Annotated in this window: 26 protein-coding genes; 21 read left to right on the top strand and 5 right to left on the bottom strand. The window is 64.1% G+C overall.

Going from position 1 to position 25,525, the window contains the following annotated elements; all coding sequences use genetic code 11:
* Positions 1-48 precede the first annotated feature (48 nt).
* Genes NR187_RS14435 through NR187_RS14420 form a run of 4 tightly spaced genes read left to right on the top strand, consistent with a single transcriptional unit; the run spans position 49 to position 3,256 of the window.
* Positions 49-762, top strand: a complete 714-nt coding sequence (locus tag NR187_RS14435; protein ID WP_211383374.1) for a PIG-L deacetylase family protein — start codon at positions 49-51, stop codon at positions 760-762.
* Complete coding sequence (locus NR187_RS14430) at positions 759-1,442, top strand: 4-carboxy-4-hydroxy-2-oxoadipate aldolase/oxaloacetate decarboxylase (RefSeq protein WP_256806865.1); 684 nt, start codon at positions 759-761, stop codon at positions 1,440-1,442. The genes NR187_RS14435 and NR187_RS14430 overlap by 4 nt, the downstream gene beginning before the upstream one ends.
* Before the next feature lie 24 nt (positions 1,443-1,466).
* The gene (locus tag NR187_RS14425; RefSeq protein WP_256806863.1) at positions 1,467-2,336 is read left to right on the top strand and encodes a hypothetical protein; all 870 of its coding nucleotides are present in this window, start codon (positions 1,467-1,469) and stop codon (positions 2,334-2,336) included.
* Positions 2,333-3,256, top strand: a complete 924-nt coding sequence (locus tag NR187_RS14420) for a DUF1932 domain-containing protein (protein WP_256806927.1) — start codon at positions 2,333-2,335, stop codon at positions 3,254-3,256. Before NR187_RS14425 ends, NR187_RS14420 begins: the two co-directional genes overlap by 4 nt.
* Before the next feature lie 12 nt (positions 3,257-3,268).
* Here the strand turns inward: NR187_RS14420 and NR187_RS14415 are convergent, their stop codons facing one another.
* Both NR187_RS14415 and NR187_RS14410 read right to left on the bottom strand, forming a co-directional pair.
* Complete coding sequence (locus NR187_RS14415) at positions 3,269-3,580, bottom strand: hypothetical protein (RefSeq protein WP_256806862.1); 312 nt, start codon at positions 3,578-3,580, stop codon at positions 3,269-3,271.
* A gap of 213 nt (positions 3,581-3,793) precedes the next feature.
* On the bottom strand, positions 3,794-5,035 hold the full coding sequence (locus tag NR187_RS14410; protein ID WP_256806861.1) for an amidohydrolase family protein: 1,242 nt from the start codon (positions 5,033-5,035) through the stop codon (positions 3,794-3,796).
* Positions 5,036-5,183: 148 nt separating this feature from the next.
* On the opposite strand from NR187_RS14410, the gene NR187_RS14405 reads away from it, so the two are divergent.
* On the top strand, positions 5,184-5,600 hold the full coding sequence (locus NR187_RS14405; RefSeq protein ID WP_256806859.1) for a nuclear transport factor 2 family protein: 417 nt from the start codon (positions 5,184-5,186) through the stop codon (positions 5,598-5,600).
* An 86-nt stretch (positions 5,601-5,686) separates the two neighbouring features.
* Here NR187_RS14405 and NR187_RS14400 read toward each other — a convergent pair whose 3' ends face one another.
* Positions 5,687-6,442, bottom strand: coding sequence for a GntR family transcriptional regulator (locus NR187_RS14400; RefSeq protein WP_256806857.1), 756 nt, complete (start codon positions 6,440-6,442; stop codon positions 5,687-5,689).
* 196 nt (positions 6,443-6,638) lie between these two features.
* Between NR187_RS14400 and NR187_RS14395 the strand changes: the two genes are divergently transcribed.
* From NR187_RS14395 to NR187_RS14375, 5 genes are all read left to right on the top strand, one after another.
* Entirely contained in the window at positions 6,639-7,496 is an 858-nt protein-coding gene (locus NR187_RS14395) for an ABC transporter ATP-binding protein (RefSeq protein WP_256806855.1), read from the top strand.
* A gap of 1 nt (position 7,497) precedes the next feature.
* A complete protein-coding gene (locus tag NR187_RS14390; RefSeq protein WP_211383382.1) occupies positions 7,498-8,274 on the top strand; it encodes an ABC transporter permease in 777 nt (258 codons plus the stop codon).
* A 45-nt stretch (positions 8,275-8,319) separates the two neighbouring features.
* Positions 8,320-9,345 (top strand): ABC transporter substrate-binding protein, encoded by a 1,026-nt coding sequence (locus tag NR187_RS14385; RefSeq protein WP_211383383.1) that lies wholly within the window; start codon positions 8,320-8,322, stop codon positions 9,343-9,345.
* Between the two features lie 18 nt (positions 9,346-9,363).
* Positions 9,364-10,800: an amidohydrolase family protein gene (locus tag NR187_RS14380; RefSeq protein ID WP_256806853.1), complete on the top strand. Its 1,437-nt coding sequence runs from the start codon at positions 9,364-9,366 to the stop codon at positions 10,798-10,800.
* 147 nt (positions 10,801-10,947) lie between these two features.
* Positions 10,948-11,856: an amino acid ABC transporter substrate-binding protein gene (locus NR187_RS14375; RefSeq protein ID WP_256806851.1), complete on the top strand. Its 909-nt coding sequence runs from the start codon at positions 10,948-10,950 to the stop codon at positions 11,854-11,856.
* 42 nt (positions 11,857-11,898) lie between these two features.
* On the opposite strand, the gene NR187_RS14370 is transcribed toward NR187_RS14375, so the two are convergent.
* Both NR187_RS14370 and NR187_RS14365 read right to left on the bottom strand, forming a co-directional pair.
* Positions 11,899-13,110 (bottom strand): acyl-CoA dehydrogenase family protein, encoded by a 1,212-nt coding sequence (locus tag NR187_RS14370; RefSeq protein ID WP_256806849.1) that lies wholly within the window; start codon positions 13,108-13,110, stop codon positions 11,899-11,901.
* A 51-nt stretch (positions 13,111-13,161) separates the two neighbouring features.
* A complete protein-coding gene (locus NR187_RS14365) occupies positions 13,162-14,787 on the bottom strand; it encodes a long-chain fatty acid--CoA ligase (RefSeq protein WP_256806847.1) in 1,626 nt (541 codons plus the stop codon).
* A gap of 176 nt (positions 14,788-14,963) precedes the next feature.
* Here NR187_RS14365 and NR187_RS14360 point away from each other — a divergent pair, with 176 nt between their 5' ends.
* From NR187_RS14360 to NR187_RS14310, 11 genes are all read left to right on the top strand, one after another.
* Positions 14,964-16,832: an NAD(P)/FAD-dependent oxidoreductase gene (locus NR187_RS14360; RefSeq protein WP_211383388.1), complete on the top strand. Its 1,869-nt coding sequence runs from the start codon at positions 14,964-14,966 to the stop codon at positions 16,830-16,832.
* On the top strand, positions 16,829-17,635 hold the full coding sequence (locus tag NR187_RS14355; RefSeq protein ID WP_256806844.1) for a shikimate dehydrogenase: 807 nt from the start codon (positions 16,829-16,831) through the stop codon (positions 17,633-17,635). The genes NR187_RS14360 and NR187_RS14355 overlap by 4 nt, the downstream gene beginning before the upstream one ends.
* Positions 17,636-17,753: 118 nt before the next feature.
* The gene (locus tag NR187_RS14350; protein WP_211383390.1) at positions 17,754-18,572 is read left to right on the top strand and encodes a lytic transglycosylase domain-containing protein; all 819 of its coding nucleotides are present in this window, start codon (positions 17,754-17,756) and stop codon (positions 18,570-18,572) included.
* A gap of 198 nt (positions 18,573-18,770) precedes the next feature.
* The gene (locus NR187_RS14345) at positions 18,771-18,992 is read left to right on the top strand and encodes a hypothetical protein (RefSeq protein ID WP_211383391.1); all 222 of its coding nucleotides are present in this window, start codon (positions 18,771-18,773) and stop codon (positions 18,990-18,992) included.
* Positions 18,993-19,004: 12 nt separating this feature from the next.
* A complete protein-coding gene (locus NR187_RS14340; RefSeq protein ID WP_211383392.1) occupies positions 19,005-19,427 on the top strand; it encodes a hypothetical protein in 423 nt (140 codons plus the stop codon).
* A 373-nt stretch (positions 19,428-19,800) separates the two neighbouring features.
* Positions 19,801-20,247: a MaoC family dehydratase gene (locus NR187_RS14335; RefSeq protein ID WP_211383393.1), complete on the top strand. Its 447-nt coding sequence runs from the start codon at positions 19,801-19,803 to the stop codon at positions 20,245-20,247.
* Between the two features lie 91 nt (positions 20,248-20,338).
* Positions 20,339-20,836, top strand: a complete 498-nt coding sequence (locus NR187_RS14330) for a hypothetical protein (protein WP_256806840.1) — start codon at positions 20,339-20,341, stop codon at positions 20,834-20,836.
* 304 nt (positions 20,837-21,140) lie between these two features.
* Positions 21,141-22,298, top strand: coding sequence for a LuxR C-terminal-related transcriptional regulator (locus tag NR187_RS14325; protein ID WP_256806838.1), 1,158 nt, complete (start codon positions 21,141-21,143; stop codon positions 22,296-22,298).
* Positions 22,299-22,535: 237 nt separating this feature from the next.
* On the top strand, positions 22,536-23,501 hold the full coding sequence (locus NR187_RS14320; protein WP_211383559.1) for an AraC family transcriptional regulator: 966 nt from the start codon (positions 22,536-22,538) through the stop codon (positions 23,499-23,501).
* Between the two features lie 113 nt (positions 23,502-23,614).
* On the top strand, positions 23,615-23,863 hold the full coding sequence (locus NR187_RS14315) for a hypothetical protein (protein WP_211383396.1): 249 nt from the start codon (positions 23,615-23,617) through the stop codon (positions 23,861-23,863).
* 454 nt (positions 23,864-24,317) lie between these two features.
* Entirely contained in the window at positions 24,318-25,436 is a 1,119-nt protein-coding gene (locus NR187_RS14310) for a helix-turn-helix transcriptional regulator (protein ID WP_256806835.1), read from the top strand.
* Positions 25,437-25,525 lie beyond the last annotated feature (89 nt).

The following is a 25,525-nucleotide window of genomic DNA, read 5'->3' as shown; positions in this document are numbered from 1 at the left end:
GCGCGGGTGGCCTATGCTGCATACGAACGAAAGAGGGGAGTTTGTCCCATGAAGACAGGTCTCGTGGTCACGGCCCATCCGGGCGATTTCGTCTGGCGCGCCGGCGGTGCCATCGCGCTGCATGCGAAAAAGGGCTATCGCATGAAGATCGTGTGCATGTCCTTCGGCGAGCGCGGCGAAAGCCAGTTCGCCTGGAAGGAGAAGGGCGCAACGCTGGAATCGGTCAAGGCCGGCCGCAAGGACGAGGCGGAGCGGGCGGCAAAGCTGCTCGGCGCCGAGATCGAGTTCTTCGACTGCGGCGACTATCCGCTGAAGCTTGACGAGGCGCATTTCGATCGCATGGTCGACATCTACCGCGAGCTCAATCCGAGCTTCGTGCTGACGCACGCGCTGGAAGACCCGTATAATTTCGACCATCCGAACGCGGCGCATTTCGCGCAGGAGACCCGCGTGGTCGCGCAGGCGATGGGCCACAAGCCCGGCGCGCAGTACAAATATTCGGCGCCGCCGGTGTTTCTGTTCGAGCCGCACCAGCCCGAGCAGTGCAATTACAAGCCGGACCTGCTCCTCAAGATCGACGAGGTCTGGAAGGAGAAGTACGAGGCGTTCCAGATCCTCGCCGCGCAGAAGCATCTGTGGGGCTATTACGAGCGCGTCGCGCTCAACCGCGGCATCCAGGGCAGCCGCAACACAGGCGTGCCCATGACTTACGGCGAGGCCTATCAGCGCCTGTTCCCGACCGTTGCGGAGGAGCTTGCATGAAGCCGGTCGTCGTTCGCAACATCAAGCGTGCCGATCCCGCCGGGATGGCGGAGTACGGCGTTTCGACCGTGCACGAAGCCTACGGCCGCATCGGTCTGATGAAGCCTTACTTGCGCCCCGTCTGGGCCGGCGCGGCGATTGCCGGCCCAGCCGTGACCGTGCTGGCCCAGCCCGGCGACAACTGGATGATCCATGTCGCGGTCGAGCAGTGCAAGAGGGGCGACATCCTCGTTGTCGGCTGCACTACCGACAATACCGACGGCATGTTCGGCGAGCTGCTCGCGACCTCGCTCCAGGCGCGCGGCGTGCAGGGGCTGATCATCGATGCCGGCTGCCGCGACGTGAGGGCCCTGCATGAAATGAAGTTTCCGGTGTGGTCGCGCGCGGTCTCGGCCAAGGGCACGGTCAAGGCTACGCTCGGCTCGGTCAACATTCCCGTGGTCTGCGCCGGCGTCAGCGTCGATCCCGGCGACATCATCGTGGCCGATGACGACGGCGTCGTGGTGGTGCCGAAGCGCTATGCCGCGGAAGTCGCCGAGAAGGCGAAGAAGCGCAACGCGGATGAAGGCGGCAAGCGCACGCGTCTCGCGTCGGGCGAACTGGGCCTCGACATGTACAGCATGCGCGAGACGCTGGCCAAGGCCGGGCTCGTCTATGTCGACAATCCCGAGGACGTCTAGGGCGAAGAGAAGCGGAGCGCGCGGATGGATCGTCTCAAGCTGAAGGCCGTGCTCGGCAGTCACCCTCACGTCCGGGCGGTGAAGAGCGGCGAGCTCCGCTCCGACCTTTTCGACCTCGACTTCATCGAGTACACGCCGACCAACACCGCGTTCAAGCCGATGGTGCGCGAGCAGGCCTTCGACGTCTGCGAGATGGCGATCGTCACTTATCTGATGGCGAAGGCCCATGGCAAGCCGCTGGTGCTGTTGCCGGCGACCATGCTCGGCCGCTTCCAGCATGCTTACGCGCTGTACAATCCCGCGCAGGGTACGCTTGGGCCAACCGATCTCGAAGGCAGGCGCGTCGGCATCCGCTCGTTCACGACGACGACGGGGGCCTGGATCAGGGGTATCCTCGCCAACGACTACGGCGTCAATCTCGAGAAGATTCGCTGGGTCACCTTCGAGGACCCGCACGTCGCCGAATATGTCGACACCACCGAGCGGGCGCCGAAGGACAAGAAGGTCCTTCAGATGCTGCTCGACGGCGAGCTCGATGCCGTCCTCGGCGAGACCTCTGATAATCCCAAGTTGAAGTCGCTGTTTCCGGATCCGGCCGCGGAAGCCGCCAAATGGTTTGCCCTTCGCGGCGTCGTCCCGGTCAATCACCTCGTGGTCGTGACCGAGAAGCTGGCAAAATCGCGCCCCGATGTCGTCGCGGGCGTCTATGACCTGCTCAAGCGGAACAAGGAACAGATGGGCGCTGCCGCTACGCCGGACCTCGTGCCGTTCGGAATCGAAGCGAACAGAAGACCGTTGGAGCTGATCGTCGATTATGCATTTCAGCAGGCGCTGATCCCGCGCCGCTACGCGGTCGAGGAGCTTTTCGACGAGACGACGCGAGGATTGAACTGATGTCGGATCCGAGGCGGTGGCAGATCGGGCTGGTTGGCTATGGCGAGGTCGGCAGGATTCTTGCCGAGGACTTGCGTCAGCAGGACATCAAGGTCGCGGCCTACGACATCAAGCTCGCAGGCGAGCAGGGCGCTTCCCTGAAGGAGCATGCGGCCAAATTCGGTGTCACGCTCGCGACCTCTCACGCCGATCTGACCGCGAAATCCGATTTCATCATCTCCGCGGTCACGGCGAGCCAGGCCGTTCCGGTGGCAAAGGCCTGCGCGGCCGCGATCAACCAAGGCACCTGGTTTCTCGATTTCAATTCGGCGTCTCCAGGCGCCAAGCAGCGCGCCGCAGCGCTGATCGACGGCGCTGCCGGACGCTATGTCGAGGGCGCCGTGATGACCTCGGTACCGCCGTATCGCATCAAGGTGCCGCTGCTGCTCGGCGGTCCCGGCGCCAGGGAGCTGGAACCGCTCCTGAACACGATCGGTTTCGCGGCGAAGGTTGCCAGCGACAAGCTGGGTGTATCCTCCGCGGTGAAGATGTGCCGCAGCATCATGATCAAGGGTCTCGAGGCCATGGTCATCGAAAGCTTCACCACTGCGCGCGCCTATGGCGTCGAAGATGCGGTGCTGGCGTCACTGGCGGAAACCTTCCCCGCCATCAACTGGGAAAAGCAGGGGGCCTACTTCTTCCAGCGCGTGATCGAGCATGGCCGTCGCCGTGCCGAAGAGGTTCGCGAGGTCGCCGAGACCGTGCGTGAGGCAGGGCTGACGCCATGGTCCGCGCAAGGCACAGCCGAGCGTCAGGCCTGGGTCGCCGATCTCGCCGATGAGGGGCTGTTCGGCACCAGGGGCACCACGGAGTTCGCACGCAGTGCGGACTGGCGTACCGAGGCGGATCGAATTCTGGCGAAGATCAATCGCGAGACGTAGGCGGCATCCTGCTCAGGATTTAGCAGCGCGGCAGCCGGTGAGTTCGTCGCGCGCGCGTTCGATCAGCACCATCAGGTTTTCAGCCTTGCGGGCCAGCCGATCGCTCACGGCTTCGAGGCGGAATTCCGCGCGGATCACCCGAATGCACTTGTCGGCAGTATCCAGCGTCAGGAGCATGCGCGTCAGGTCATCCTGGGTCCGGACGCCCGCCAGATCGAGGTCGGACAGGACGTGCCCGATGCCGTCGAGCCGTTGCATCGCGGCTTCGCTCGGCGTTCTCGCTCGAACGGCGTAACGGTCGATGCTGCTGAATGCGCTGAACATGTCGATGCTTCCCCGACGAATGCAGACATCAGTGCAGGTTCAGCTTCGACCGGCACCGCGGGACTGGCAATACGTGCAGCTATCGGGAATCAATGCGGATCGACTATCCGGTGTTCTACCGGATTCGGAATATGAGAACGATCAGCGGTAACATCGAACTGAAATGGCGCGGCAATCCGCCACGCTTCAATGCAGATATGCGCCGACAGCGGGTCAGCGGCCGGGGCGGAACAGAGTGGGCCGTTGCCGCGCGAAAGTCTGCCGGCCGCTTTTGAAGCCCATCACGATGTCCGGCAGTTCGGCGATGGCGAAGCGGCTGTCCCGGGTATCGAGCACGATCAGATCGGCGGGGTTGCCCACCTTGATGCCGTAATCCCCGAGGTTCATCAGCCGCGCCGGCAGCTCGGTCACCAGATCGAGGCAGGTGTCGAAATCGCTGACCGAGGCGTGCGCGACATTGGCGTAGAAATTCGCCATGCGCAGCAATGACGCATCGCCGAACGGCGTGAAGGGATTGAGCACGTTGTTGGTCGCGACCGAGCACAGCACGCCGTTGCCGGCGAGCTTGTGGGCAAGCGTCAGCCCGCGCGGCGCGTTGTGGGTCGCTTCGCGTCCCATCAGATAGAGATCGGTCGCCGGCAGCACGGTGACGGCAACACCGGCCCTGACGAGTTGCGCGGTGGCCGCCTTCATCCGCTCCGGCGGCAGGGCCGAGAGCTTTGTGGCGTGGCCGATCGCGACGCGCCCTCCATAGTTGCGCCGCTCGGTCTGCCGGCAGACCTCATCGAGATGCCACCAGGAGGGATCGAGGTCGAAGTCCAGATGCAGGTCGACATCGACGTCGAACTCCTGGGCCAGATCGAAGATGCGCGCGAGGTGCGCATTCGGGTCGGTGTCCATGTAAGGGCAGCCGCCGATCGCCTCGCCGCCCTCACGCAGCGCCTGGATCAGCAGCTCCTCGGCTCCGGGATCGTTGGTCAGGCCTTCCTGCGGAAAGACGCAGAGCGACAGGTCGACCGCCCAGGCATAGTCGCGCTTGAGCGCCTTGACCGCCTCGAAGCCGCGCAAGCCGATGCGCGGATCGATCTCGACATGCGTGCGCATCCGCGTCGTGCCGTGCACGATCGCGCGCTCGAGCACTTTTGCGCCACGCGCGTAGACATCCACGACCGTAAAATCCTTCTTCATCCCGGCAACGGCGCGGATCGCCTCCGAGACGCTGCCGTGGTCGTGCCCGCAGCGGCCGAGCAGGCAGGCCTTGTCGAGATGGATGTGGGTATCGACGAAGCCGGGCAGGGCAAGGTGCCCGCCGACATCGACCTCGACGGCCTCGCAGGCGAGCTTTGGCTCGATCGCAGCAATGCGGCCACCCTTCACGCCGATATCGACGGGTGCGGCGGATGATCGCAACAGCGTGTTACGGAAGATCAGGTCGAAGGCGGTCTGCGTGGTCATGGCGTCGGATTCAGCTGTGGTAACCTAGCGGAAGCTGGGGAAGCGGGCAGCTCCAGATTGTGTGCAGTAATGCGCCCAAAATGTTCAAAAAATGTGCATGCAGTTTGGCGCGCGAATTGTAGACTATCGAGATCCCGGAGAACCCGCCATGTCCGCCCCTGCAAAAGCCGAACGCCCGATGACCGACGCCGAGATCGTGGAAGCCTATCTCACCGCCTCGATGATACCCGATCCTGATGCCGCCGCGGCCTACATGAAGCCCGGGACACTGATCACGTTTACCGGCGGGCGCGAGTTCGATCATCCGTGCGGGCCGACCGGCTTCAACGCCAAACGCTATCGCTGGGTGAAGAAGAAGATGGACCGGTTCGACGTCTGTCCGGGCGCGGATGAGACCGTCGTCTATAGCGTCGGCACGCTCTATGGCGAGTGGATCGACGGCACCCCGTTCGAGGGCAACCGCTATGTCGATCGCTTTGTCGTCAGGGACGGGCAGATCGTGAAGATGGACGTCTGGAACGACAGCGCCGAGCGCATTCTGGTCCAGCGCGGGATTGAAGCCTAGCACGCGCATGATCCGGAAAAGTGCGCAACGGTTTTCCGACAAGATCATGCGCAAATGAAGAAGGCTAAAGCGCAATGCATTGCGCTTTAGCGGCGTGCCACCTTCGGCAGCTTGACGACGCGATCGCTCGTCGCCTCGTCGGCATAGGGCGCGAGAATATCGAGCAGGTCGCGGCCGCGCTGCGGGGCAGGAGCCACCAGCGCGCGACTGGCCACGGAATCGAGATGATGATGCATCAAGTCCATCACCTTGGCCCCGTCGCCCTTGGCGAGCGCGGCGATGATGGCGCGGTGCTCGTTGATCGCGCATTCGGTCGAATGCGGCCGGCTGTAGAGCGACAGCGTCAGGCAGCAGCGATAGGCGACTTCGCTGACATAGCGCACCAGGATCGGGCTGCTCGTCATCTGCGCGAGCAGGATGTGGAATTCGGTGGCGAGCCGGATCGAGACCGCATCCGTGCCGCCGCGCGCGCGGTCCTCCGCGTCGACATGGTCGTTCAGCTCCGCGATCTGGCTCTTGGTCAGCTTGCCCGCGAGCTGGCGGACGACGAGGCCCTCGAGCTGGATGCGGATGTCGAAGGCATCGCGCGCCTCCTGCCAGCTCGGGGTCGCCACCACGGCGATCCGGTTGCGGCGGAGCTCGACCAGGCCTTCGGCGGCGAGCTGCCCCAATGCATGGCGGGCAATGGTGCGGCTGACGCCGAACCGTTCGCCGAGTGAATCCTCCGGCAGCTTGGCGCCGGGCTCCAGCGCCTGCTCGATGATCGCGCGCCGCAGCGCGCGGCAGATCACGCTGACCTTGTCGGACGATTCGGAAGTCTTGTGGGAGGCGCGAGCGGCCATCGGCGAATCCATGGAGCGGGACTTCTTCTGTCTTTAGCACAGCATTTTGGCAAACCGGCGCTCCAATTGCATGCAGTTTGGCGCGCGGATTGCCTAAATCAAATCCCGCCATCTCGCGCACCTTTCGGCTACGCCCTGGATTTTTCGGAGATCGGCGACTGGCATTCAGCTTGCATGCACTTTGGCTGTGATGCGCATGCAACCTAACGTCCAGTTTGACGGCCAGCCAGTTCCCGAAGGCTCCGGCCCCGCCGCCATCGAGCTGTCCGAGGCGTCGGTGACCTTCGGGCGCGGCGATCGCGCCGTGCCGGCTCTGTCGAAGACCAGCTTGCGGATCGCCGACGGTGAGTTTGTCGCACTGGTCGGCCCATCCGGATGCGGCAAATCGACCATTCTGCGTCTCGTCAGCGGCCTGGTGCAGCCGACCGGCGGCGTCGTCATCGTCGGCGGCCGCGAGGTCGCGGCGCGGGCGCTGCGGGTCGGCATGGCCTTCCAGAACCCGACCATGCTGCCGTGGATGACGATCGAGCGGAACATCATGCTGCCGCTGAAGATCGTCGAGCCGTTTCGCTCGGACTTCCGCAGGCTGCGCAAGACCGGGTTCCGCGACAAGGCCAATGCACTGCTGGAGCAGGTCGGCCTCAAGGGCTTCGGCAGCCGCTTTCCCTGGCAGCTCTCGGGCGGCATGCTCCAGCGTGCCAATCTCTGCCGCGCGCTGATCCACGAGCCGCGCCTGCTGCTGCTGGATGAACCTTTCGGCGCGCTCGACCAGTTCACCCGCGAGGAACTGTGGGCGATCCTGCAGGACCTCTGGATGACGCACAAGCCGACGGTGCTACTCGTCACCCATGACCTGCGCGAGGCCGGGTTCCTGGCCAGCCGCATCTGCGTGATGAGCGCGCGACCGGGCCGCATTCTCGACGACAGCCGTGTGGATTTCGCGCGGCCGCGCACCGTCGCCATGACGTTCGAGCCGGATTTCGTCGCGCTGAACCAGAAGCTGCGCGCCTTCATCGAGGATGCGCGCGGCGCGGCCGAGCGGGGGACAGGCTGAGATGTCGGGAATTGATATCAGGCAGAAGGCGTGGTCCGCCGGACTGATCGTGCTGTTCTTCGTCGGCTGGGAGCTGTTTTGTCTCGCGACCGGCATGTCGGATCTGGTGCTGCCGCGGCCGTCGCAGGTGTTCGTGACCCTGTACCAGCGCTTTCCCGTGCTGTGGCCGCATATCGTACAGACGCTCGCCACCACGATGTTCGGCTTCGTTCTGGGCGTCGCGCTCGGCGTTGCCCTTGGCGCGATCATCGGCGTTTCCAAAACTGCCTATGACACCTGCTATCCGCTCCTGATCGGCTTCTCCTCGATCCCCAAGGTCGCCGTGGTGCCGATCTTCGTGCTGTGGTTCGGCTCCGGCACGGTGCCGGCGGTGCTGACTGCGCTGTCGATCTGCTTCTTCCCGATCGTCGTCAACATCGCCACGGGCCTTGCGACCACCGAGCCGGAGCTCGAGGACGTGCTCAAGGCGCTCGGCGCCAGCAAGTTCGACATTCTCTGGAATGTCGGTCTGCCCAGGACCATGCCGTTCTTCTTCGCCTCGCTGAAGGTCGCGATCTCCTACGCCTTCGTCGGCGCGGTGTTGTCGGAGACGGTCGCCTCCAACCGTGGCCTCGGCAACGTCATGATGACCGCTTCGTCCAATTTCAACGTGCCGCTGGTGTTCGCCAGCCTGTTCGTGCTCGCAGCCCTCGGCGTCGCGCTCTACGTCGTGTTCTCGCTGATCGAGGGGCGGGTCACCGGATGGGCCACGCGCAAGAACGACGTCATCGCCACTTGATCTGAATTTCTGAACCGTCACGCAACGAAGCTTGAGGAGGTCTCGATGTTGAGAAGAGCAACTGCCGCACTGCTGGGATTGGCCCTGTCCACGGGCGTCGCCACGGCCGAGGACACCACGATCAAGTTCACGCTTGGCTGGAAGACGCAGGGCAGCGACGCCGCGTTCTTCTACGCCAAGGACAACGGCTTCTTCAAAGAGGAAGGCCTCAACGTCGTGATCGACCAGGGCGAAGGCTCCGGCGCGACCGTCACGCGCGTCATGTCGGGTGCCTATGACGCCGGCTTCGGCGACGTCAACGCCATCATCCAGAACGCCTCGACCAAGCCGCAGGACGCCCCCGTCATGGTCTACATGATGTGGAACCAGCCGCCGTTTGCGATCGTCGCCAAGAACAGCAGCGGCATCAACACCATCAAGGATTTCGAGGGCCACACGCTCGGCGGCGCGCAGGGCACGCCGACGACGCGGCTGTTGCCGGTGTTCACGCGCAAGAACGGGCTCGACGGCGAGAAGATCAAGATCTCGAACATGGCGCCGAACCTGCAGGAGCCGATGCTGATCAAGGGCGACATCGACGCAGCCTTGGTCTTCAACATCACCAGCTACTTCAACCTCGTGCTCAACCGCCAGGATCCGGACAAGGACTTCAAATGGTTCTCGTTCGGTGAATACGGCCTCGATCTCTATTCCAACGGCGTGATGGTCTCCAAGAAGCTGCTCGCGTCGAATCCGAAGGCCGTTGCCGGCCTCGTGCGCGCCATCAACAAGGGCGCGATCGCGGTCGCCAAGGACCAGAATGCGGGCATGAAGGCCGCACTGAACTATGACAATCTGATCGACGTCGCCGTCGAGAAGCGCCGGCTGCAATATTCCTTCGACAAGCTGATCGTCTCCCCGGAGATGAAGGAGATCGGCATCGGCGACATCAAGGACGACCGCATGACGCGCGCGATCGGGATCATCGTCGAGGGTTACCAGCTCGCCCGCGCCCCCACGCCTGCGGAAGTATTTTCCCGCGAGTTCCTGCCGCCGCGCGCAGAGCGGGAGCTGGTATATACTGCCAACTAGCTTGGAGTAACGGCGGTCATGGCCACGGAGATTGCGGCAACCAGCCTGTTCTGTGGTCCTGACCGCGCCATCCGCGACGACGTCACGCTGCGCCACGACGGCGGCGTCATCACTGACATCTCCGGTGGAGCGGGGCCCGTCAGCCCTCGCTCCTTCGTCATTCCCGGCTTCATCAATGCGCATGATCATGCCCGCGCGACCGCGTCGTCCTTCGGCGCGGTCGGCATGCCCCTGGAAAGCTGGATCCTGCGGACCGCGCTGGGCACGCCGGTCGATCCCTATCTGACCGCGGCCTCCGCGCTGGCGCGGGCGGCGAAGGCCGGCTGCGCCGCCATGATGGTGCATTACACACGTCCGAGCGGAACGATGCCTCTGGTCGACGAAGGCAAGGCTGTCGCGAGAGCCGCGTCCGACGTCGGCATCCGCATCGCCTTTGCGATTGCGGTGCGTGACCGGAATCCGATCGTCTATGGCGACGCCGAATCGGTGCTATCGGGACTATCAAGCGATGACCGCAAGACCATCGAAGAGCTGTTCATCCGCGCGCCGATGTCGCCAGCGGCCTATATCGAGCTGACCGACGCGATTGCCGCTGCCATCGCCGGCCCCATGGTCGACGTGCAGCTCGGGCCTGCCGGTGTGCAATGGTGCTCGAAGCCGCTGCTGGAGGCGGTGGCGGAGAATTCGGAGCGAACCGGTCGCCGCATCCACATGCATCTGCTGGAGACCGTGTATCAGCGCGCCTGGGCCGATCAGTATTTTCCGGACATGGTGCGCTGGCTGCGCGACATCGGCTTCCTCTCGGAGCGGCTGACGCTGGCGCATTGCATCCACGCCCGCCCGGACGAGCTCGAGATGATCGCAGCCTCCGGCACGCGCATCGTCACCAATTTCAGCTCGAACATGCATCTGCGCTCGGGGCTGGCGCCGATCGCCGCCGCCCACAAATGCGGCTGTGCCATCGCTGTCGGTGTCGACGGGCTGGCGCTGGACGAGGACGACGACATCCTGCGCGAGATGCGGCTGGTGCAGATGGTCCATGGCGGCCTCGGCTTCAAGGCGACATGGACGCCCGCCGAGCTGTTCGCACTCGCCATCCGCAACGGCCGTCGCGGCACCGGTGCGCCGGGCAGCGGCGAGCTCGTCGCCGGCAACCCGGCCGACTACGTCGTGATCGACCTCGACCGGCTCGATCGCGACCGGATCATGCCCGTCGATCCCATGGCGCTGCTGTTCGCGCGGGGCAATGCGTCCCTGGTGAAGGAGGTCGTGGTTGCGGGCAAGACGATCGTGAGGGACGGTGCCTGCACAGCCGTCGACCTTCCGGCCATCGAGCAGGAATTGCGTGCGATGTACCGCGCCAACGTCGGCAAGCTGTCGAATTTCCAGCGGATGTGGCCGCCGCTGTCTGAGCGACTATCCGGTTGGTTCGAGCAGCAGCTCACCTGCGAATAGGGAGGGGCCATGATGCCCCCTTTCTCGGCCGATATAAAACCGCGATAGCTGATAGTCGGAACCTCGTCTGGCGATTGGTTCGGCCCTGGGGTACACCGTGCGCGGCCGCGCGCCGGCGCAGCCCATAATCGCCTTGAGGAGTCCCCGATGCGTCTTCCCACCGTTCTTTTGGCCCTCACATGCCTTGCGACTGCTGCCTCGGCCGAAGACCTGTCGGGCACGCTCCAGAAGGTCAAGGAAACGAAGAAGATCACGCTGGGCTATCAGGAAGCGTCGGTGCCGTTCAGCTATCTCGACGGCAACCAGAAGCCGGTCGGCTTTGCGATGGACATCTGCCTCAAGATCGTGGACGCCGTGAAGAAGCAGCTCGGCATGCCCGACATCGCCGTCGACTATCTGGCCGTGACGTCGTCGAACCGGATTCCGTTGATGGTCAACGGGACGCTCGACCTGCATTGCTCGGCGACCACCAACAACGCCGATCGCCAGAAGCAGGTCGCCTTCACCAACACGCATTTCCTCAGCGCGACCCGGTTTGCCGCCAAGAAGGCCGCGAAGATCAACACCATCGACGACCTCAAGGGCAAGGCGGTGACGGCGGTGGCGGGATCGGTCAACCTGACCCAGCTCGCCAAGGTCAACGCCGAGCGCAATCTCGGCATCAAGATCATGCCGGCTACGGACCAGGCCGAGGCCTTCCTGCTGCTGGAGACCGACCGCGCCCAGGCCTATGCGCTCGACGACGTTCAGCTCGCGGTCGCGATCGCGCGCTCGAAGGAGCCGGCGCTGTTCATGATCAGCGAAGAAACGCTCTCGAAACCTGAGCCCTACGGGATCATGCTGCGGCGGGAGGATGCGCCGTTCAAGGCACTCGCCGATCGCGCCACGGCCGAGCTCTATGCGAGCCCGGAGATCGAGGTGCTCTACAAGAGGTGGCTGGAATCGCCGACGCCGCCGAACGGCCTCAACTACAACGTCCCGCTGTCGGGCGCCTTGCGCAACGCCTTCAAGAAGCCGAGCTCGAGCGCCGATCCCGACGTCTACATGGTGAACTGAGGCGAGGACGAAGAGCGCCGAGCTATCTGACGAGCCCTTCTCTCAGGCGTTCGAATATTTCTTCAGCTCGAACCGCGCGATCTGGTTCCTGTGCACCTCGTCCGGCCCGTCGGCCAGCCGAAGTAAACGCGCGGTCGCATAGGCCTGGGTCAATCCGAAATCGTTCGACGTGCCGCCGCCGCCATGCGCCTGGATTGCCCAGTCGATGATCTGGCAGGCCATGTTGGGTACGGCAACCTTGATCATCGCGATCTCGGCTTTGGCGACCTTGTTGCCGACCGTGTCCATTGCATAGGCGGCGTTCAGCGTCAGCAGCCGGGCCTGCTCGATCATGATGCGGGCTTCCGCGATGCGCTCCTGCGTCACCGTCTGCTCGGAGACCGGCTTGCCGAAGGCGACGCGGCTGCGCACCCGGCGGCACATCTTTTCCAGCGTGCGTTCGGAGAGCCCGATCAGCCGCATGCAATGGTGGATGCGGCCGGGGCCGAGGCGGCCCTGCGCGATCTCGAAGCCGCGGCCTTCGCCGAGCAGCATGTTTTCCTTCGGAACCCGGACATCGGTGAAGACGACTTCGGAGGCGCGATCGGGCACGCCGTAGAAGCCGAACACGGGCAGGGGACGCTTGACCTCGACGCCGGGCGTGTCCATCGGCACCAGGATCATGGATTGCTGCTTGTGGCGATCCGCATTGTCGGGATCGGTCTTGCCCATGAAGATGCAGATCTTGCAGCGCGGGTCGGTCGCGTTGGTCGTGTACCATTTGCGCCCGTTGATGACGTAATGGTCGCCGTCCCGCACGATCGAGCTCTCGATGTTGGTCGCATCCGACGAGGCGACCGCGGGCTCGGTCATCGCGAAGCAGGAGCGGATTTCGCCTGCAAGCAGCGGCTTCAGCCAGCGCTCCTTGTCCTTCTCCGTGCCGTAACGCTCCAGCACCTCCATGTTGCCGGTGTCGGGCGCCGAGCAGTTGAACACTTCGGGCGCGAGATGCGAGCGGCCCATGACCTCGCAGAGCGGGGCATATTCGAGATTGGTCAGGCCTGCGCCGTGGCGGGAGTCCGGCAGGAACAGGTTCCAGAGGCCTTCGGCGCGTGCCAGCGGCTTCAGCTCCTCGACGACCGGATAGACCTTCCACGGCCCGAGCTCCTCCGCCTCGCGATAGAAGCGCTCCTCGTTCGGGTAGATGTTCCGGTCCATGAAGCTTTCGAGCTTGCGCTTGAGCTGGGCGACTTTGGGCGACATCGGGTAGAGCATCTTTCGTCTCCTTGATCGACGGACAGGCCGGGTGCGCGATCGCGCGGCGGTTCAGCCGACGCGGTATTCCCTGAACTTCTCGCGCAGCGCCGATTTAAGAACCTTGCCGGTGCCGGTCATCGGGAATTCGTCCAGGAATTCGACGGCGTCCGGCATCCACCAGCTCGCGATCCTGGGGCGCATGTGGTCGAGCAGTGTCTTGCCGTCGACGGTCGCGCCTTTCTTGCGGACCACGAGAAGCAGGGGGCGCTCCTGCCATTTCTCGTGGCTGATGGCGACCACCGCGGCCTGCAGCACATCGGGATGCGACAGGGCGACGTCCTCGAGCTGGATCGAGGAGATCCATTCGCCGCCGGACTTGATCACGTCCTTGGAGCGGTCGGTCAGCGTGACGTGGCCTTGGCGGTCGATCACGGCCATGTCGCCGGTGATCAGCCAGCCGTCGCGGTCGAGACCCTCGTCGAGCTTCATGTAGCCGGAGGCGACCCACGGACCGCGGGCACGCAAATGGCCGACGCTCTTGCCGTCGCGCGGCAGTTCGTTGCCGCCGTCGTCGACAATGCGCAAGGCGGTGCCGAAACAGGCGCGGCCGGAGACCTGGCGCCGGTCGAATATCTCTTTCTCGCTGAGATGCTCGGAGCCGGGCCGCAAGCTTGGCATCGAGCAGCCCAGCGCCTCGGTCATGCCCCAGGCCTGGATGTAGTCGATGCCGTAGTCGCGCTTGAGCTTCTCGACCATCGCGCGCGGCGGCGCCGAGCCGGACGACAGCGTCGCGCGCAGTGTCGAGAATCTGTTGCCGGTGCGTCCGAGCCAGTCGAGCAGGATCAACCAGAAGCTCGGCACGCCCGCCGACAGCGTCACCTTCTCGCCCTCGAGCAGTTCGTAGAGCTTGTCGGGCTCGTAATTACGGCCGGGCAGCACCAGCTTCGAGCCGGTATAGGGCGCGGTGAACGGCATGTTCCAGCCATTGCCGTGAAACAGAGGCGCCATCGGCATCATCACCTCGCGCACGCCTTCGACGTGGCCCGGCAGGAAATCGAAGCTTGAGCAGGTCATGGTCTGCAGGACCGCGGCGCGGTGCGAGTAGATCACGCCCTTGGGATTGCCCGTCGTGCCCGAGGTGTAGCAGATGGTTGACGCCGACTTTTCGTCGAATTCCGGCCAGGCAAATCCGGCGTTGCTCTCCTTGTCCAGCAGCTCCTCGTAGCAATGGACGTTGGCGAGTTTCGTCTCCGGCATCCGCTCGCGCGAGGACATCACGACATAGGCCTCGATCGTCTTCAATTGCGGCGCGATCGCTTCGACGATCGGCAGCGTGGCGCGGTCGATGAACAGCAGCCGGTCCTCGGCGTGATTGACGATGTAGACGAGCTGCTCGGGAAACAGCCGCGGGTTGATCGTGTGCAGCACGTAGCCCATGCCCGGCGCTGCGTAGAACATCTCGAAATGACGGTGGGTATTCCAGGCCAGCGTGCCGACACGGTCGCCTTTCTTCATGCCGAGCCGCTGGAGCGCCAGCGCCATGCGCTGGATGCGCGGATGGGCGTCCGCATAGGTGTAGCGATGGATGTCGCCCTCGATCTCGCGCGCGGCGATCTCGGCCTCGCCGTGATAGTCGGCGGCATATTGGATCAGACCGCTGATCAGCAGCGGCATGTCCATCATCAATCCCTGCATGGTTTCCTCCGGATCGCCATGTCGTTGCATGGCAAGCTTGTGATTTGCGCGGAAGGTTAGCGGAACGTCACGCGGCGTTCACGCAAAAAACGGCAGACGCGATTGCGTGCGTCACTTTTTAAGGGCTAACGTGAGGTGAGCTGCCGGCGAAGCAGCGTTCGCCGTGGAGGAAGTCGATGTCAGCGGAAAGACACAAGACCGGTGCAGCCGGCGGATCTACCATCGACATTGCCGCACTTCGTGCGCGCTATCGCGACGAGCGCGATCGCCGCCTGCGCACCGAGGGCAAGGCGCAATATGTCGAGGTGACCGGCGCGTTCGGGCGCTATCTCGACGATCCCTGGGCCGATCCCGGATTTGCGCGCGAGGCCGTCAGCGAACAGACCGAGGTGCTCATCGTCGGCGGCGGCTTCGGCGGTCTGCTTTGTGGCGCGCGTCTGCGCGCGGCCGGCATCGACGATTTCCGCATTGTGGAAAAGGCCGGCGATTTCGGCGGCACCTGGTATTGGAATCGCTACCCCGGCGCCGCCTGCGATACCGAGAGCTACATCTACCTGCCGCTGCTGGAAGAGACCGGCTACATGCCGGTGCGCAAATACGCGCGGGCGCCCGAGATCCATGAACACTCCCGCCGCATCGGCCGTCACTTTGGTCTGTACGAGCGTGCCCTGTTTCAAACCGTGATCTCGCGGATGGAGTGGCAGGAGCCGGAGGCGCGCTGGCTGGTCGAGACCGATCGCGGCGATCGCATCAGCGCACGCTTCGTCATCCTGGCCGGTGGTCCGCTGAGCCGTCCGAAGCTGCCGGGCATTCCCGGCATCGACAGCTTCACGGGACATAGCTTCCACACCAGCCGCTGGGATTACGCCTACACTGGAGGCACGGCCGAAGGTGGACTCACCGGCCTAGCCGGCAAGCGCGTCGGCATCATCGGCACCGGTGCCACCGCCGTGCAATGCGTGCCGCATCTCGGCCGGTCGGCCAAGGAGCTCTACGTCTTCCAGCGCACGCCCTCCGCGATCGGCGTGCGCGACGACCGGCCGACGGATCAAGTCTGGGCGCAGAGCCTCAAGCCCGGCTGGCAGCGCGAGCGCATGGACAATTTCACCGCGGTGATCTCGGGCGAGCCGTTCGAACAGGATCTGGTGCAGGACGGCTGGACCGGCCTGCTCGGCGAGATCCTGCTGGCGCCGCGCCGCCAGCCGCAGCCGGTGACCTCGATGGAGGAGGCGCTGAAGGTGATCGAGCAGGCCGATTACCGCAAGATGGAGGAGATCCGCGCCCGCGTCGATGCGATCGTGAGGGACGAAGCGGCCGCTTCGGCGCTCAAACCCTGGTACAAGGCGTTCTGCAAGCGGCCCTGCTTTCACGACGAATATCTCGACACCTTCAATCGCCCCAATGTGCATCTGGTCGACACCAAGGGGCAGGGCGTCGATCGTATCACCGGGAATGCCGTCGTGGTCGCCGGCAAGCCCTATGAGCTCGACTGCCTGATCTATGCCAGCGGCTTCGAGGTCGGCACCGACTACGCCCGCCGCATGGGTTTCGAAGTCTATGGCCGCGACGGCATCAGCCTGTCCGAGCGCTGGCGCGACGGCGTCAAGACGATGCACGGCTTCTACAGCCGCGGCTTCCCGAATTGCTTCCTGATCGTCACGGTGCAGGCGGGCCAGAGCGCCAACTTCCCGCACATCATCGACGAGCAGTCGCAGCACATCGCCTATGTGATCGCCGAAGCGCGCAAGCGCAAAGCCCGGACGCTGGAGCCGACGCTTGCCGCCGAGAACGCCTGGGTCGCGGAGGTCGTGAAAGCCGCGCTCGGCCGGCAGACCTATCTCGCCGAATGCACCCCCGGTTATTACAACAATGAAGGCGTGCTCGATCCGATCGCGGCAAGAAACAGCCAGTATTGGCGCGGGCCGGTGGCGTTCCTGCGGCTGCTCGACAAATGGCGCAGAGAAGGCGATTTGGCCGGGCTGGAATTGACTTCAGAAGCTGCTGGAGAGGGGGACGGATCGCAGGCTCCGGCTCAAACCGCATGATCCCGCCGCCGACAGGCGCGACGCGGCTCTACGTCATCATCGGCGATCCCATCGCGCAGGTGCGCTCGCCCGCGGGCGTGACGGCCGCCTTTGCTGCGCGGGGGCACGATGGAATTCTCATGCCCGTTCAGGTCGCGCCGGCGGATCTGCCCGACTTCCTCTCCGTCGCGACGCGCCTGAAGAATCTCGACGGCATCGTCGTCACCATCCCGCACAAATTTGCCTGTTACCGGGCCTGCACGAGTGCGACGGAGCGCGCGCATTTCCTGCGCACCGTGAACCTGATGCGACGACGTGCCGACGGCTCATGGCACGGCGACATGGTGGATGGCCTCGGCTTTGTCGGCGCGGCGCGGGCGAAGGGGATAGACCCGAGGGGAATGCGGGCACTTCTGGTCGGGGCCGGCGGCGCGGGATCGGCGATTGCACTTGCGCTGGTCGAGGCCGGCGTGAGCGAGCTTGCCATTCATGACAGCGCGACGGAGCGCCGCGACGCCCTGATTGGACAGCTCAACGGGCTCGGCAGGTCGGCTGTGCGGATCGGCACGGCGGATCCCGCGGGCTTTGACTTCGTCGCCAATGCGACCCCGGCCGGGATGACGGACGGCGATCCGCTGCCGGTCGATGTGACGCGCCTTGCGCCGTCGGCCTATTGCGGCTGCGTGATCACAAGGCCCGAAGTCCCGTCCTTCATCGCAGCCGCCCGAAAGCTCGGCTGCGTGACCGGCAACGGAACGGACATGTACGAGCAACACCAGGGCATCATGGTCGATTTCCTGCTCGATCATGACGGCGGAGGGTAGGCGATCGGCTCGATGTCAGGGCGCCGGTTGCGCCCGCTGGGGCTTGAGCGGTCAGCGCCGACGTAGGATCATGCGCCCGCGCGAGCCGGTCGCGCACCGCAAGTGAGAGGAACCAGGAATGACCAAGGGCAGGACCGTTGCGACGGCCATGATCGGTGCTACCACGCTGCTTCTCTCTCTGGCATCCGTGGCCAAGGCCGCCCAATGCGGCAGCTCGCCGGCGGGTTTTGAGGCCTGGAAGCGCGAGTTCAGTGCCGAAGCACAGGGCAAGGGCATCGGCCAGACCGCGCTCTCGGCGTTGATGCAGACCAACTACGCCAGTGCCACCATCGCGGCCGACCGCGGCCAGCGCAGCTTCTCGCTGTCGCTCGACCAGTTCCTGGCCAAGCGCGGCGCCACCACCATCGTTGCCAAGGGGCGCCAGCTCAAGCAGTCGCAGGCGGCCTTGTTCGCCTCGATCCAGCAGCGCTATGGCGTCCCGCCGGGGCCGCTGATCGCGATCTGGGGCATGGAGACCGGCTTCGGCAGCCAGCGCGGCAACCAGAACATGCTCTCGTCGATTGCGACGCTCGCCTATGACTGCCGCCGTCCCGAATTCTTCACCGACCAGCTCTATGCCGCACTGAAGCTGGTCGATCGCGGCACGCTGTCGGGAGCAACCCGCGGCTCGATGCATGGCGAGGTCGGCCAGACCCAGTTCATGCCCAAGAACATCCTGGCCTATGGCACCGGCAATCTCGAGGTTGCGGCCAATGCGCTGAACTCGACGGCGAATTTCCTGAAAGCCCATGGCTGGCGCGCAGGAGCCGGTTACCAGCCGGGCGAGCCGAATTTCGTCGCCATCGAAGCCTGGAATGCCGCCGGCGTCTATCAGAAGGCGATCGCCTTGATGGGACGGCAGATCGACGAGGGGGGAGGAGCGGCCGCCTTGCGCTGACCAGAGCCCGGTTTCGAACGGGGCGCTGGATTCTTGTTTGGACGCGTTTCTTGACGCGGACCGGCATCCACTTCGCTTGAGAATGCTCTTGCTCAGCAAGGCGTGATGCGCCGGCGCGAGAAAGTTGTTGCCATCAGGAACCGACGGCACGAGGTTTGCTTTGATCAGGTTCAGGGCTGGGCATGAGGAGACTCAACTATGGCAACCCAGATCGTGATGGACCAGACTGGCGACACGCGCCACGAGTTTGATCCTGGCAATGCCGAAGCGCTGGCGCGGGCCGAACAGCGCTTTCGGGAGCTGACCGGAGCCGGCTTCACCGCCGCCTTTCGAACCGGGCCCGGCGAAGTCACGCGGATCCGATCATTCGACCCGACCGTGCAGGAAACGCTGTTCTATCCTCGCCTGGTCGGCGGTTGATCTGAGCTGCCCATGATCGCGGCAGTCTGGCTCCGTGCGCCGGCGCGTGCGCGTCTGCATGCGCTGCGCGAGCTCTATCGGCGCTTCTTCGGCGAGAACACGCCGGATGCCCGCGGCCGCCGGCTTCTGACCGAATGGCTGTCACCGGCGCAGCGCGCGCAATTCGAGCAGCACCGGTATTTCGATGTCGTCGGCTGTGATACGGGCAAGACCTATCGCATCCACTACGGCACGGCGGCAAATGTCCACGAGGTCGACGAAGCCGGAATTGCGAGGATGGGCTGGTGCTTCGTCCCGTCGGGCTTTCTTGTTCCTGGCGACGTCATGCTCGCACAGAAAATCGCCCTCGAGACGGACGAGAAGGCCGCTCTCGCGCTCGCCAACAGGTTTCCGCCGGCAACGCATTCGGAGCATTTCTACCGGCGGCCGTTCTAGGCGTTTTCGATCAGGAGTGCGTGGTGCGATAGGCGTCCAGTGCGTGCGCCGCAAAAACGCCGATACTGCAAAGGGCGAGCAGGGCTGAGATCACTTCGATCATGGCTGGTCCTCCTGCGGTTGCAGGGCGAGGAGGTGCTGGCAGCAGGAATAATCCCAGATCAGGTCGAGAAAGAACTGCATGACGGCCGTCCCTGTTTTGATTTTGATAACGAGATAATCAGCGATCTGTTTCAGGCGTGCTTCGTCGCATCGGGAAACGGGTTTCGTGGGGAACCCGGGGCTGGTTTGTGCACTGCGGAGCCGCTACATCCCCACTCTTCCTCAATTCTTTCAGCCGCGGTCGCGGCGCATCCCATTGCGAGGCAGAATCATGGCGCAGGTCGAGTGGTTCGACGATCTCACCGTCGGAATGCGGTTCAAATCCCCGGAAGTTCAGGTCACCGAGGCCGACATCAAGCGTTTCGCAGCCGAGTTCGATCCGCAGCCGATGCATCTCGACCACGAGGCCGCCAAGGAGACGCTGTTTCGGGGCCTTGCTGCCTCGGGATGGCACACCGCCGCGATCGCGATGAACCTCGCGATCCAGACCCGACCCTTCGGTCCGCATCCGCTGATCGGCGCCGGTGTCGACGGGCTGCGCTGGACGGTCCCGGTGAGGCCCGACGACCGCCTGCATCTGATCGGCGAGGTCATGAGCCTGACGCCGTCGAGGTCGAAGCCGCAGGGCATCGCGCTGGTCAAATGGACGATGTTCAACCAGAGCGGCGAGGAGGTTTACACGTTTACTCCGATCGCGATCGTGCCGCGGCGGACGTAGGGCATGGGCTACTCCATGCAGGCGCCTGAAACCCTTGCGGGTTGCAAATAGAGATGGTCATCTTCGCGTGGGGAACACGCTGGAGGCTGACATGAAAAAATTCCTTCTCGCCGCAGGGGTGCTCGCGGGCGCCTTGAGCGCGGGGCCGGTGCTGGCGCAGCAATCAAGGGTCGGCGACTGGACCATCGAGAAGCGTACGCAGGACACGCATTGCAACGCCAGCCGCGGCTACAAGGACAAGGAAGACGAGAACCGCGAGTACGTCATCGTCATCACCTATTCCGAGAAGGCCATTGTCATCGTGATGATCTATGACGGCTGGGAGTGGGACAAGGTCGGAGAGGTCCTCCGGGCAGATGTCGGCACCGACGACGCCGATATCATGAAGAAGTCCAAGTGGGAGGTCATGGACAAGACCACGGTGCGCGGCATCTTCGAATACGATCAGTCGATGATGGACCGGCTGTCCAAGGCGAAGCGTCTCTCGCTCGATTTCGAGGACGACGACGAGGACAGCATCGAGATGCAGATCCCGCGTGCCGGCGAAGCGCTGGCGGCGCTCAAATTCTGCGAGGAGAATCGGAAGTAAATTGCCGGGGCCGGCTGCGAAGGCAGCAGGATCGCCGGCAACGGACTCTTCAGCGCGCGCCGGCGCGTGACACACCGCACACAGTCCGCGCGCTGTTCGCATTTATCCTAGTCTTTGGCGAAAACGTCCAAGCCGCATCCTGCGGTTGACGTTACGCAAGGACAATGTTCGATATTCCAGCATTTCGCTGCAACGATTTCTCCTCCTCGAAGGGGACAGTCGACCGGTCCGTCTCCTCCGCCGGATCCCGGATCGCGAGCTCTCTTTCTCGCGCGGGCAACACGCCGATTGCGTCGTCCGGCCGATGACGATCCTCCACGCAAACCGGTTCTCGTCCCTCGTCGGGGAGATCTACGATGCGGCGGTCAATCCCGCGCTGCGCAGCGGGGCGTTGGAGCAGGTTTCGCATTTCGTCGGCGGGTGTGCCGCGACCATCCTGTCGAGGGATTCAGCCAGGCTCTCGATCGAGATTCACCAGCATTTTGGTACCGAATCCCGCTTTCGCCAGCTTTATCGCGACCGTTATGTGGAGCTCGACCCTCTGCTCGACCGACACCTCACGATCGCGGCCGAGCAGACGATCGGCGTAACCGACGTCATGCCTCATGCAGATTTTCTGGCGACGAGCTTCTATCGCGAGTGGATGGAACCGCAAGGGGCGATCGACCTTGCGACCGTCGCACTCGAGAAGTCGGACGCGCGGACCACGATCCTGCAGGTGTTGCGCCACCGGTCGCGCGGAACGGTCGATGAGCCGATGCGAGAGCGCATGCGGCTGCTTGCTCCGCACCTCCAGCGTTCGAGGATCATGGGCCGGCAGATCAGGGCGCGCGCGCATACCGTGGACGACCTTGCCGATGTCCTCGATGGGTTGAGCACGGCGATCTGCCTGCTCGATGCAGACGGCCGGGTCGTGCATGCCAACGCCGCATGCCGCCGGTTGTTCGCCGATGCCAATCTGCTCGCCATGGTCGGCGATCGGATCGTGGCCCGCAACACCCAGGCCGACAAGATATTCCGCAGCCTGTGCGAAATCGATTCAGACGTCGGAACCCGTTCCGCTGCTCGCCGTCAGATCGAGCTTGCGACGTCGGTTGATGGGCAGCACTACCTGCTTCACGCCTGTCCGTTGAAGCGCGATCGCAGCCTGTCGCGAGATATTGCTGCCACGGCGCTTTTCGTTCAAAAGGCCTCGACGATGCCGTCGCTCGCGGCCGACGCGATCGCAGCGGCCTTCAGGCTGACGCCATCCGAGCTGCGTGTACTGATGGCCATCATCGAAATTGGTGGTGTTCCCGACATCGCGGCGAAGCTCGGCATCGCAGAGACGACGGTGAAGACGCATCTCGGTCGTCTGTTTGAGAAGACCGGAGCCGGCAGGCAGGCCGATCTGGTGAAGATCGCCGCCGGCTTTGCCGTGCCTTTCGCACAGCGAACGAGCTTCGGTGACGACGCCGTGTGATCCATTTCACATGGTTCGCCGTTACGTGCCGCAATCTCAATCCATTGTGATGAACCCAGCTACCGGGTCCTCCGAATGCAGGACGCGCGTCATTTGATACTTTCGTATATCGCGCTCCAGAAGAGCGAGAGCAGCGTACGCCGCGAAGAGATGCCGTGTCGGCATCGAGCGCGCGTGTGAGGAAACAGCAGCGCGTGGCTGGGCCTGCTCGTGGCTGGAGAGATTGCAGTGAACAGCATGGTTGATTTTTCCGTTCTCAATGTTTCCACGAACGAGATTCCCGAAGGTGAACGCATCCCGCTGCTTCGCGACTTCTATTGCCGCGGGGTGTTGAAAGCGGAGGTCGAGGCAAGGGAGGGAAGACCGGCCGCGGCGAGCTTCACGTCCCACGTCTTGCCGGAAGCCCAGCTGTTGATCGGAGGATTGTGCGGAGCGCGGGTCATTCGCACCAGGCAACTGGTGGCCGACGGCGACGACAGCCTCGCCCTGATCGTGAACAGGTCGGGCGTTCTCGGGATATCCGAGCGAGGACATGATCTGAGTCTTCGTGCGGGAGAGGCGGTCCTGACGAGCGCGGAGGACGTCACGACGTTCGAGCGATTGTCACTGGGCAGCTGCTTCTCGCTGCGGGTGCCGAGACGCGTGCTGTCGCCGATGATCGTGGATGTCGATGATGCGGTGATGCGTGTCATGCCGGAGAGCTCGACGGGACTTCGATTGCTGGTCGATTACGCGGTGACGCTGGTGCGGGAGAAGGTGTTCGCGATGCCCCATTTGCGGCAGCTCGGGGTCGGGCATCTGCACGATCTTCTGGCAATCGTCCTCGGTGCCACCAGCGAGCCGCTGGAGCTGGCCGGGCGGCGCGGCGTCAAGGCGGCGCGGCTGCAGAAGGCGAAAGTCTCCATCGCCAACAATTGCTGGCGGCAGGATCTCTCGGTGGCCACGGTTGCCCAGGAACTCGGCGTCACGCCGCGTTATCTCCAGCGCCTGTTCGAGGCCGACGGCAAGACGTTCTCCTCCTTCCTGATCGATCAGCGCGTCAAGCGCGCCCATCGCATGCTGCGCGAGCCCGAATTCGCCGAGCGGACCGTGAGCTCGATCGCCTACGATGTCGGCTTCGGCGATCTCTCCTATTTCAACCGCTGCTTCCGGCGGACCTACAACGCGACGCCAAGCGACGTCAGGAGCGGCGAAATGCCGTAGCTGTCGCGACTGATTTCAAACCAATTTCAATCGACGGGCAGGGATCTGGCCGATCCCTGATCGCGAAGTCATGACCACCGCCTTGCGTGCGGCGTCGGCAGCCGGAGTGTTGAATGCGCCGCTTTTTCTTCGACCTCATGGTCGGCAATGTCGTGAAGATCGACCCCGGCGGCATGGTCTTCGAGCAGGCCAACGCGACATTCGTGGTGGCCGACGAGATGGCCAGACATCTGTTCGTCTGGCGTGACGATTTGCGCGACCGCGATGCCTGCATCCGCGTGAGAGACGCCGGCGGGCGCGAGATCTATCGCGCCGCGGTCTGGTCGGAGAATGCGGAAAAGGTCGGCTGGGACGAGGCGTGAGCGTCCCGGTGACAGTGTCGCAACTGTGCACCAGTGACCGGCAAAACGGCACTGGTTCGTTCCGGGACGAAGTCCGGCCGCCTCCGTCCAAGTCGAGCGCGGCAGACGTTTCTACCGTGGAGATCGGCGATTCCGATTTCGCTGCATCGGCCCTCTCCGATCGGAGAAGGCCGGCTGAAGCACGCCCGCGCGCGAGTGGGCCTCGACTGGGGAATGAAAATGAAACGAAAGCTCGTTGCGACCGTCAGCCGGCGCCTGCTGCGGATTCCGCACCGGCACGGCGAGGGGGGCGTTCGCGTCGCGTTCTGAGCCGGCATCCAGCCCTGGCGGCTCTCGCGCGACGCCCGCCGGCCGGGCTCCATCCGCCCGGCCGGCGTGTCCTCCGATCGGAGGATGTCGCATGCTGTGGTTGTGGTATGCTTGGTGATATTGATCACTCAGGCCATTTCAAACCATGCACGAAGCTCGGAAGCTGCCCGAACTCGTCGAGTCCATCTATGACGCCGGACTCGAGCCCTCGCTATGGAATGACGTCGTCACCGGCATCCGCGACTTCGTCGGCGGTCAGGCCTGCGGGCTGTTTTCCAAGGATTCGATCAGCAAATTCGGCGTCACCCATTACTATTGCGGCGCGGACCCGCACTACATCCAGCTCTATTCCGAGACCCATTCGAAGTTCGATCCGCTGACGGTGCTGCCGCCGCATGGCGAGATCGTCAGCATTCCGGATCTGGTCAATTTCGAGGAATATCGGAGAGGGCGCTTTTACCAGGAATGGATGCAGCCGCAGGGCTGCAGCGATGCGGCCAATGTCGTGCTCGACAAGTCGAATGCGAGCTGCCCCGTGATGATGACGGTGCTGTCGGGCCGCCGGATGGTGGATCCGGCGATGAAGCACCGCCTCTCGCTGGTCGTGCCGCATGCCAGCCGCGCGCTGCTGATCAACCGCGCCATCACGTCCCAACTGACGTTGGCGACGGCGCTGGCGGACGTCCTGGACAATCTGGCATCCGGTATCTTCCTGCTCGATGCCCTCTGCCGGGTGGTGCACGCGAATTCCGCAGGCCATGCCTTGCTTGCGGCCGACGACTTGGTTCGGTCCGTCGCCGGGCAACTCGTGACCGTCAGCCCCGAAGCCAACCAGACGCTGCGGGAGGTCTTCGCGGCCCGCAATGAAATGGCCCTGCTTGCCGCAAGGGGACATGCGTTTCCGCTGCTTTCACCCAGTGGCGAGCGCTACGTCGCGCATATCCTGCCGCTGTCGTCCGTGCTGCGGAACGGTAGCGAGCGCGTGGTCGATGCCGTCGGTGCGCTGCTCCTGCGGAAGGTCTCTCTCGGCGGCCAGTCCTATGGCGATCTGATCGCGCGGACCTTCGATCTGACGCCGGCCGAACTGCGCGTGTTCCTGTCGATCGTCGAGGTCGGTGGCGTCCCGGAGACGGCGATTGCGCTCGGCATCGCAGAAACGACGGCGAAGACGCATCTGCACCGGGTGTTCGCCAAGACCGGCGTTTCCCGCCAGGCCGACCTCGTCAAGCTTGCAGCGGGATTCTCCAATCCGCTCGTTCACTGATCGATGGACCGTTGCCGGAGTTGAACCTTTTGCTCTCGCGAGTGACTCACCTAGGCCGCCGGGCATGAAGAACATTTCGCTATCTCCAT

It is taken from the genome of Bradyrhizobium sp. Bra64 (assembly GCF_024519875.1).
Lineage (GTDB): Bacteria > Pseudomonadota > Alphaproteobacteria > Rhizobiales > Xanthobacteraceae > Bradyrhizobium > Bradyrhizobium japonicum_G.
Note: the sequence above shows the minus strand (reverse complement) of the source record. Positions and strands in the feature narration are given on the sequence as shown.

Excerpts from the sequence above, each read along its gene's own strand:
- NR187_RS14415 (WP_256806862.1), bottom strand. The coding sequence starts at position 3,580 with ATGTTCAGCGCATTCAGCAGCATCGACCGTTACGCCGTTCGAGCGAGA.
- NR187_RS14370 (WP_256806849.1), bottom strand. The coding sequence starts at position 13,110 with ATGCTCTACCCGATGTCGCCCAAAGTCGCCCAGCTCAAGCGCAAGCTC.
- NR187_RS14380 (WP_256806853.1), top strand. The coding sequence starts at position 9,364 with ATGGCCACGGAGATTGCGGCAACCAGCCTGTTCTGTGGTCCTGACCGC.
- NR187_RS14400 (WP_256806857.1), bottom strand. The coding sequence starts at position 6,442 with ATGGCCGCTCGCGCCTCCCACAAGACTTCCGAATCGTCCGACAAGGTC.
- NR187_RS14345 (WP_211383391.1), top strand. The coding sequence starts at position 18,771 with ATGGCAACCCAGATCGTGATGGACCAGACTGGCGACACGCGCCACGAG.
- NR187_RS14325 (WP_256806838.1), top strand. The coding sequence starts at position 21,141 with ATGACGATCCTCCACGCAAACCGGTTCTCGTCCCTCGTCGGGGAGATC.
- NR187_RS14360 (WP_211383388.1), top strand. The coding sequence starts at position 14,964 with ATGTCAGCGGAAAGACACAAGACCGGTGCAGCCGGCGGATCTACCATC.
- NR187_RS14320 (WP_211383559.1), top strand. The coding sequence starts at position 22,536 with ATGGTTGATTTTTCCGTTCTCAATGTTTCCACGAACGAGATTCCCGAA.
- NR187_RS14335 (WP_211383393.1), top strand. The coding sequence starts at position 19,801 with ATGGCGCAGGTCGAGTGGTTCGACGATCTCACCGTCGGAATGCGGTTC.
- NR187_RS14330 (WP_256806840.1), top strand. The coding sequence starts at position 20,339 with ATGAAAAAATTCCTTCTCGCCGCAGGGGTGCTCGCGGGCGCCTTGAGC.
- NR187_RS14355 (WP_256806844.1), top strand. The coding sequence starts at position 16,829 with ATGATCCCGCCGCCGACAGGCGCGACGCGGCTCTACGTCATCATCGGC.
- NR187_RS14375 (WP_256806851.1), top strand. The coding sequence starts at position 10,948 with ATGCGTCTTCCCACCGTTCTTTTGGCCCTCACATGCCTTGCGACTGCT.
- NR187_RS14315 (WP_211383396.1), top strand. The coding sequence starts at position 23,615 with ATGCGCCGCTTTTTCTTCGACCTCATGGTCGGCAATGTCGTGAAGATC.
- NR187_RS14385 (WP_211383383.1), top strand. The coding sequence starts at position 8,320 with ATGTTGAGAAGAGCAACTGCCGCACTGCTGGGATTGGCCCTGTCCACG.
- NR187_RS14310 (WP_256806835.1), top strand. The coding sequence starts at position 24,318 with ATGCACGAAGCTCGGAAGCTGCCCGAACTCGTCGAGTCCATCTATGAC.
- NR187_RS14395 (WP_256806855.1), top strand. The coding sequence starts at position 6,639 with ATGCAACCTAACGTCCAGTTTGACGGCCAGCCAGTTCCCGAAGGCTCC.
- NR187_RS14390 (WP_211383382.1), top strand. The coding sequence starts at position 7,498 with ATGTCGGGAATTGATATCAGGCAGAAGGCGTGGTCCGCCGGACTGATC.
- NR187_RS14435 (WP_211383374.1), top strand. The coding sequence starts at position 49 with ATGAAGACAGGTCTCGTGGTCACGGCCCATCCGGGCGATTTCGTCTGG.
- NR187_RS14340 (WP_211383392.1), top strand. The coding sequence starts at position 19,005 with ATGATCGCGGCAGTCTGGCTCCGTGCGCCGGCGCGTGCGCGTCTGCAT.
- NR187_RS14410 (WP_256806861.1), bottom strand. The coding sequence starts at position 5,035 with ATGACCACGCAGACCGCCTTCGACCTGATCTTCCGTAACACGCTGTTG.
- NR187_RS14365 (WP_256806847.1), bottom strand. The coding sequence starts at position 14,787 with ATGCAGGGATTGATGATGGACATGCCGCTGCTGATCAGCGGTCTGATC.
- NR187_RS14430 (WP_256806865.1), top strand. The coding sequence starts at position 759 with ATGAAGCCGGTCGTCGTTCGCAACATCAAGCGTGCCGATCCCGCCGGG.
- NR187_RS14350 (WP_211383390.1), top strand. The coding sequence starts at position 17,754 with ATGACCAAGGGCAGGACCGTTGCGACGGCCATGATCGGTGCTACCACG.
- NR187_RS14405 (WP_256806859.1), top strand. The coding sequence starts at position 5,184 with ATGTCCGCCCCTGCAAAAGCCGAACGCCCGATGACCGACGCCGAGATC.
- NR187_RS14425 (WP_256806863.1), top strand. The coding sequence starts at position 1,467 with ATGGATCGTCTCAAGCTGAAGGCCGTGCTCGGCAGTCACCCTCACGTC.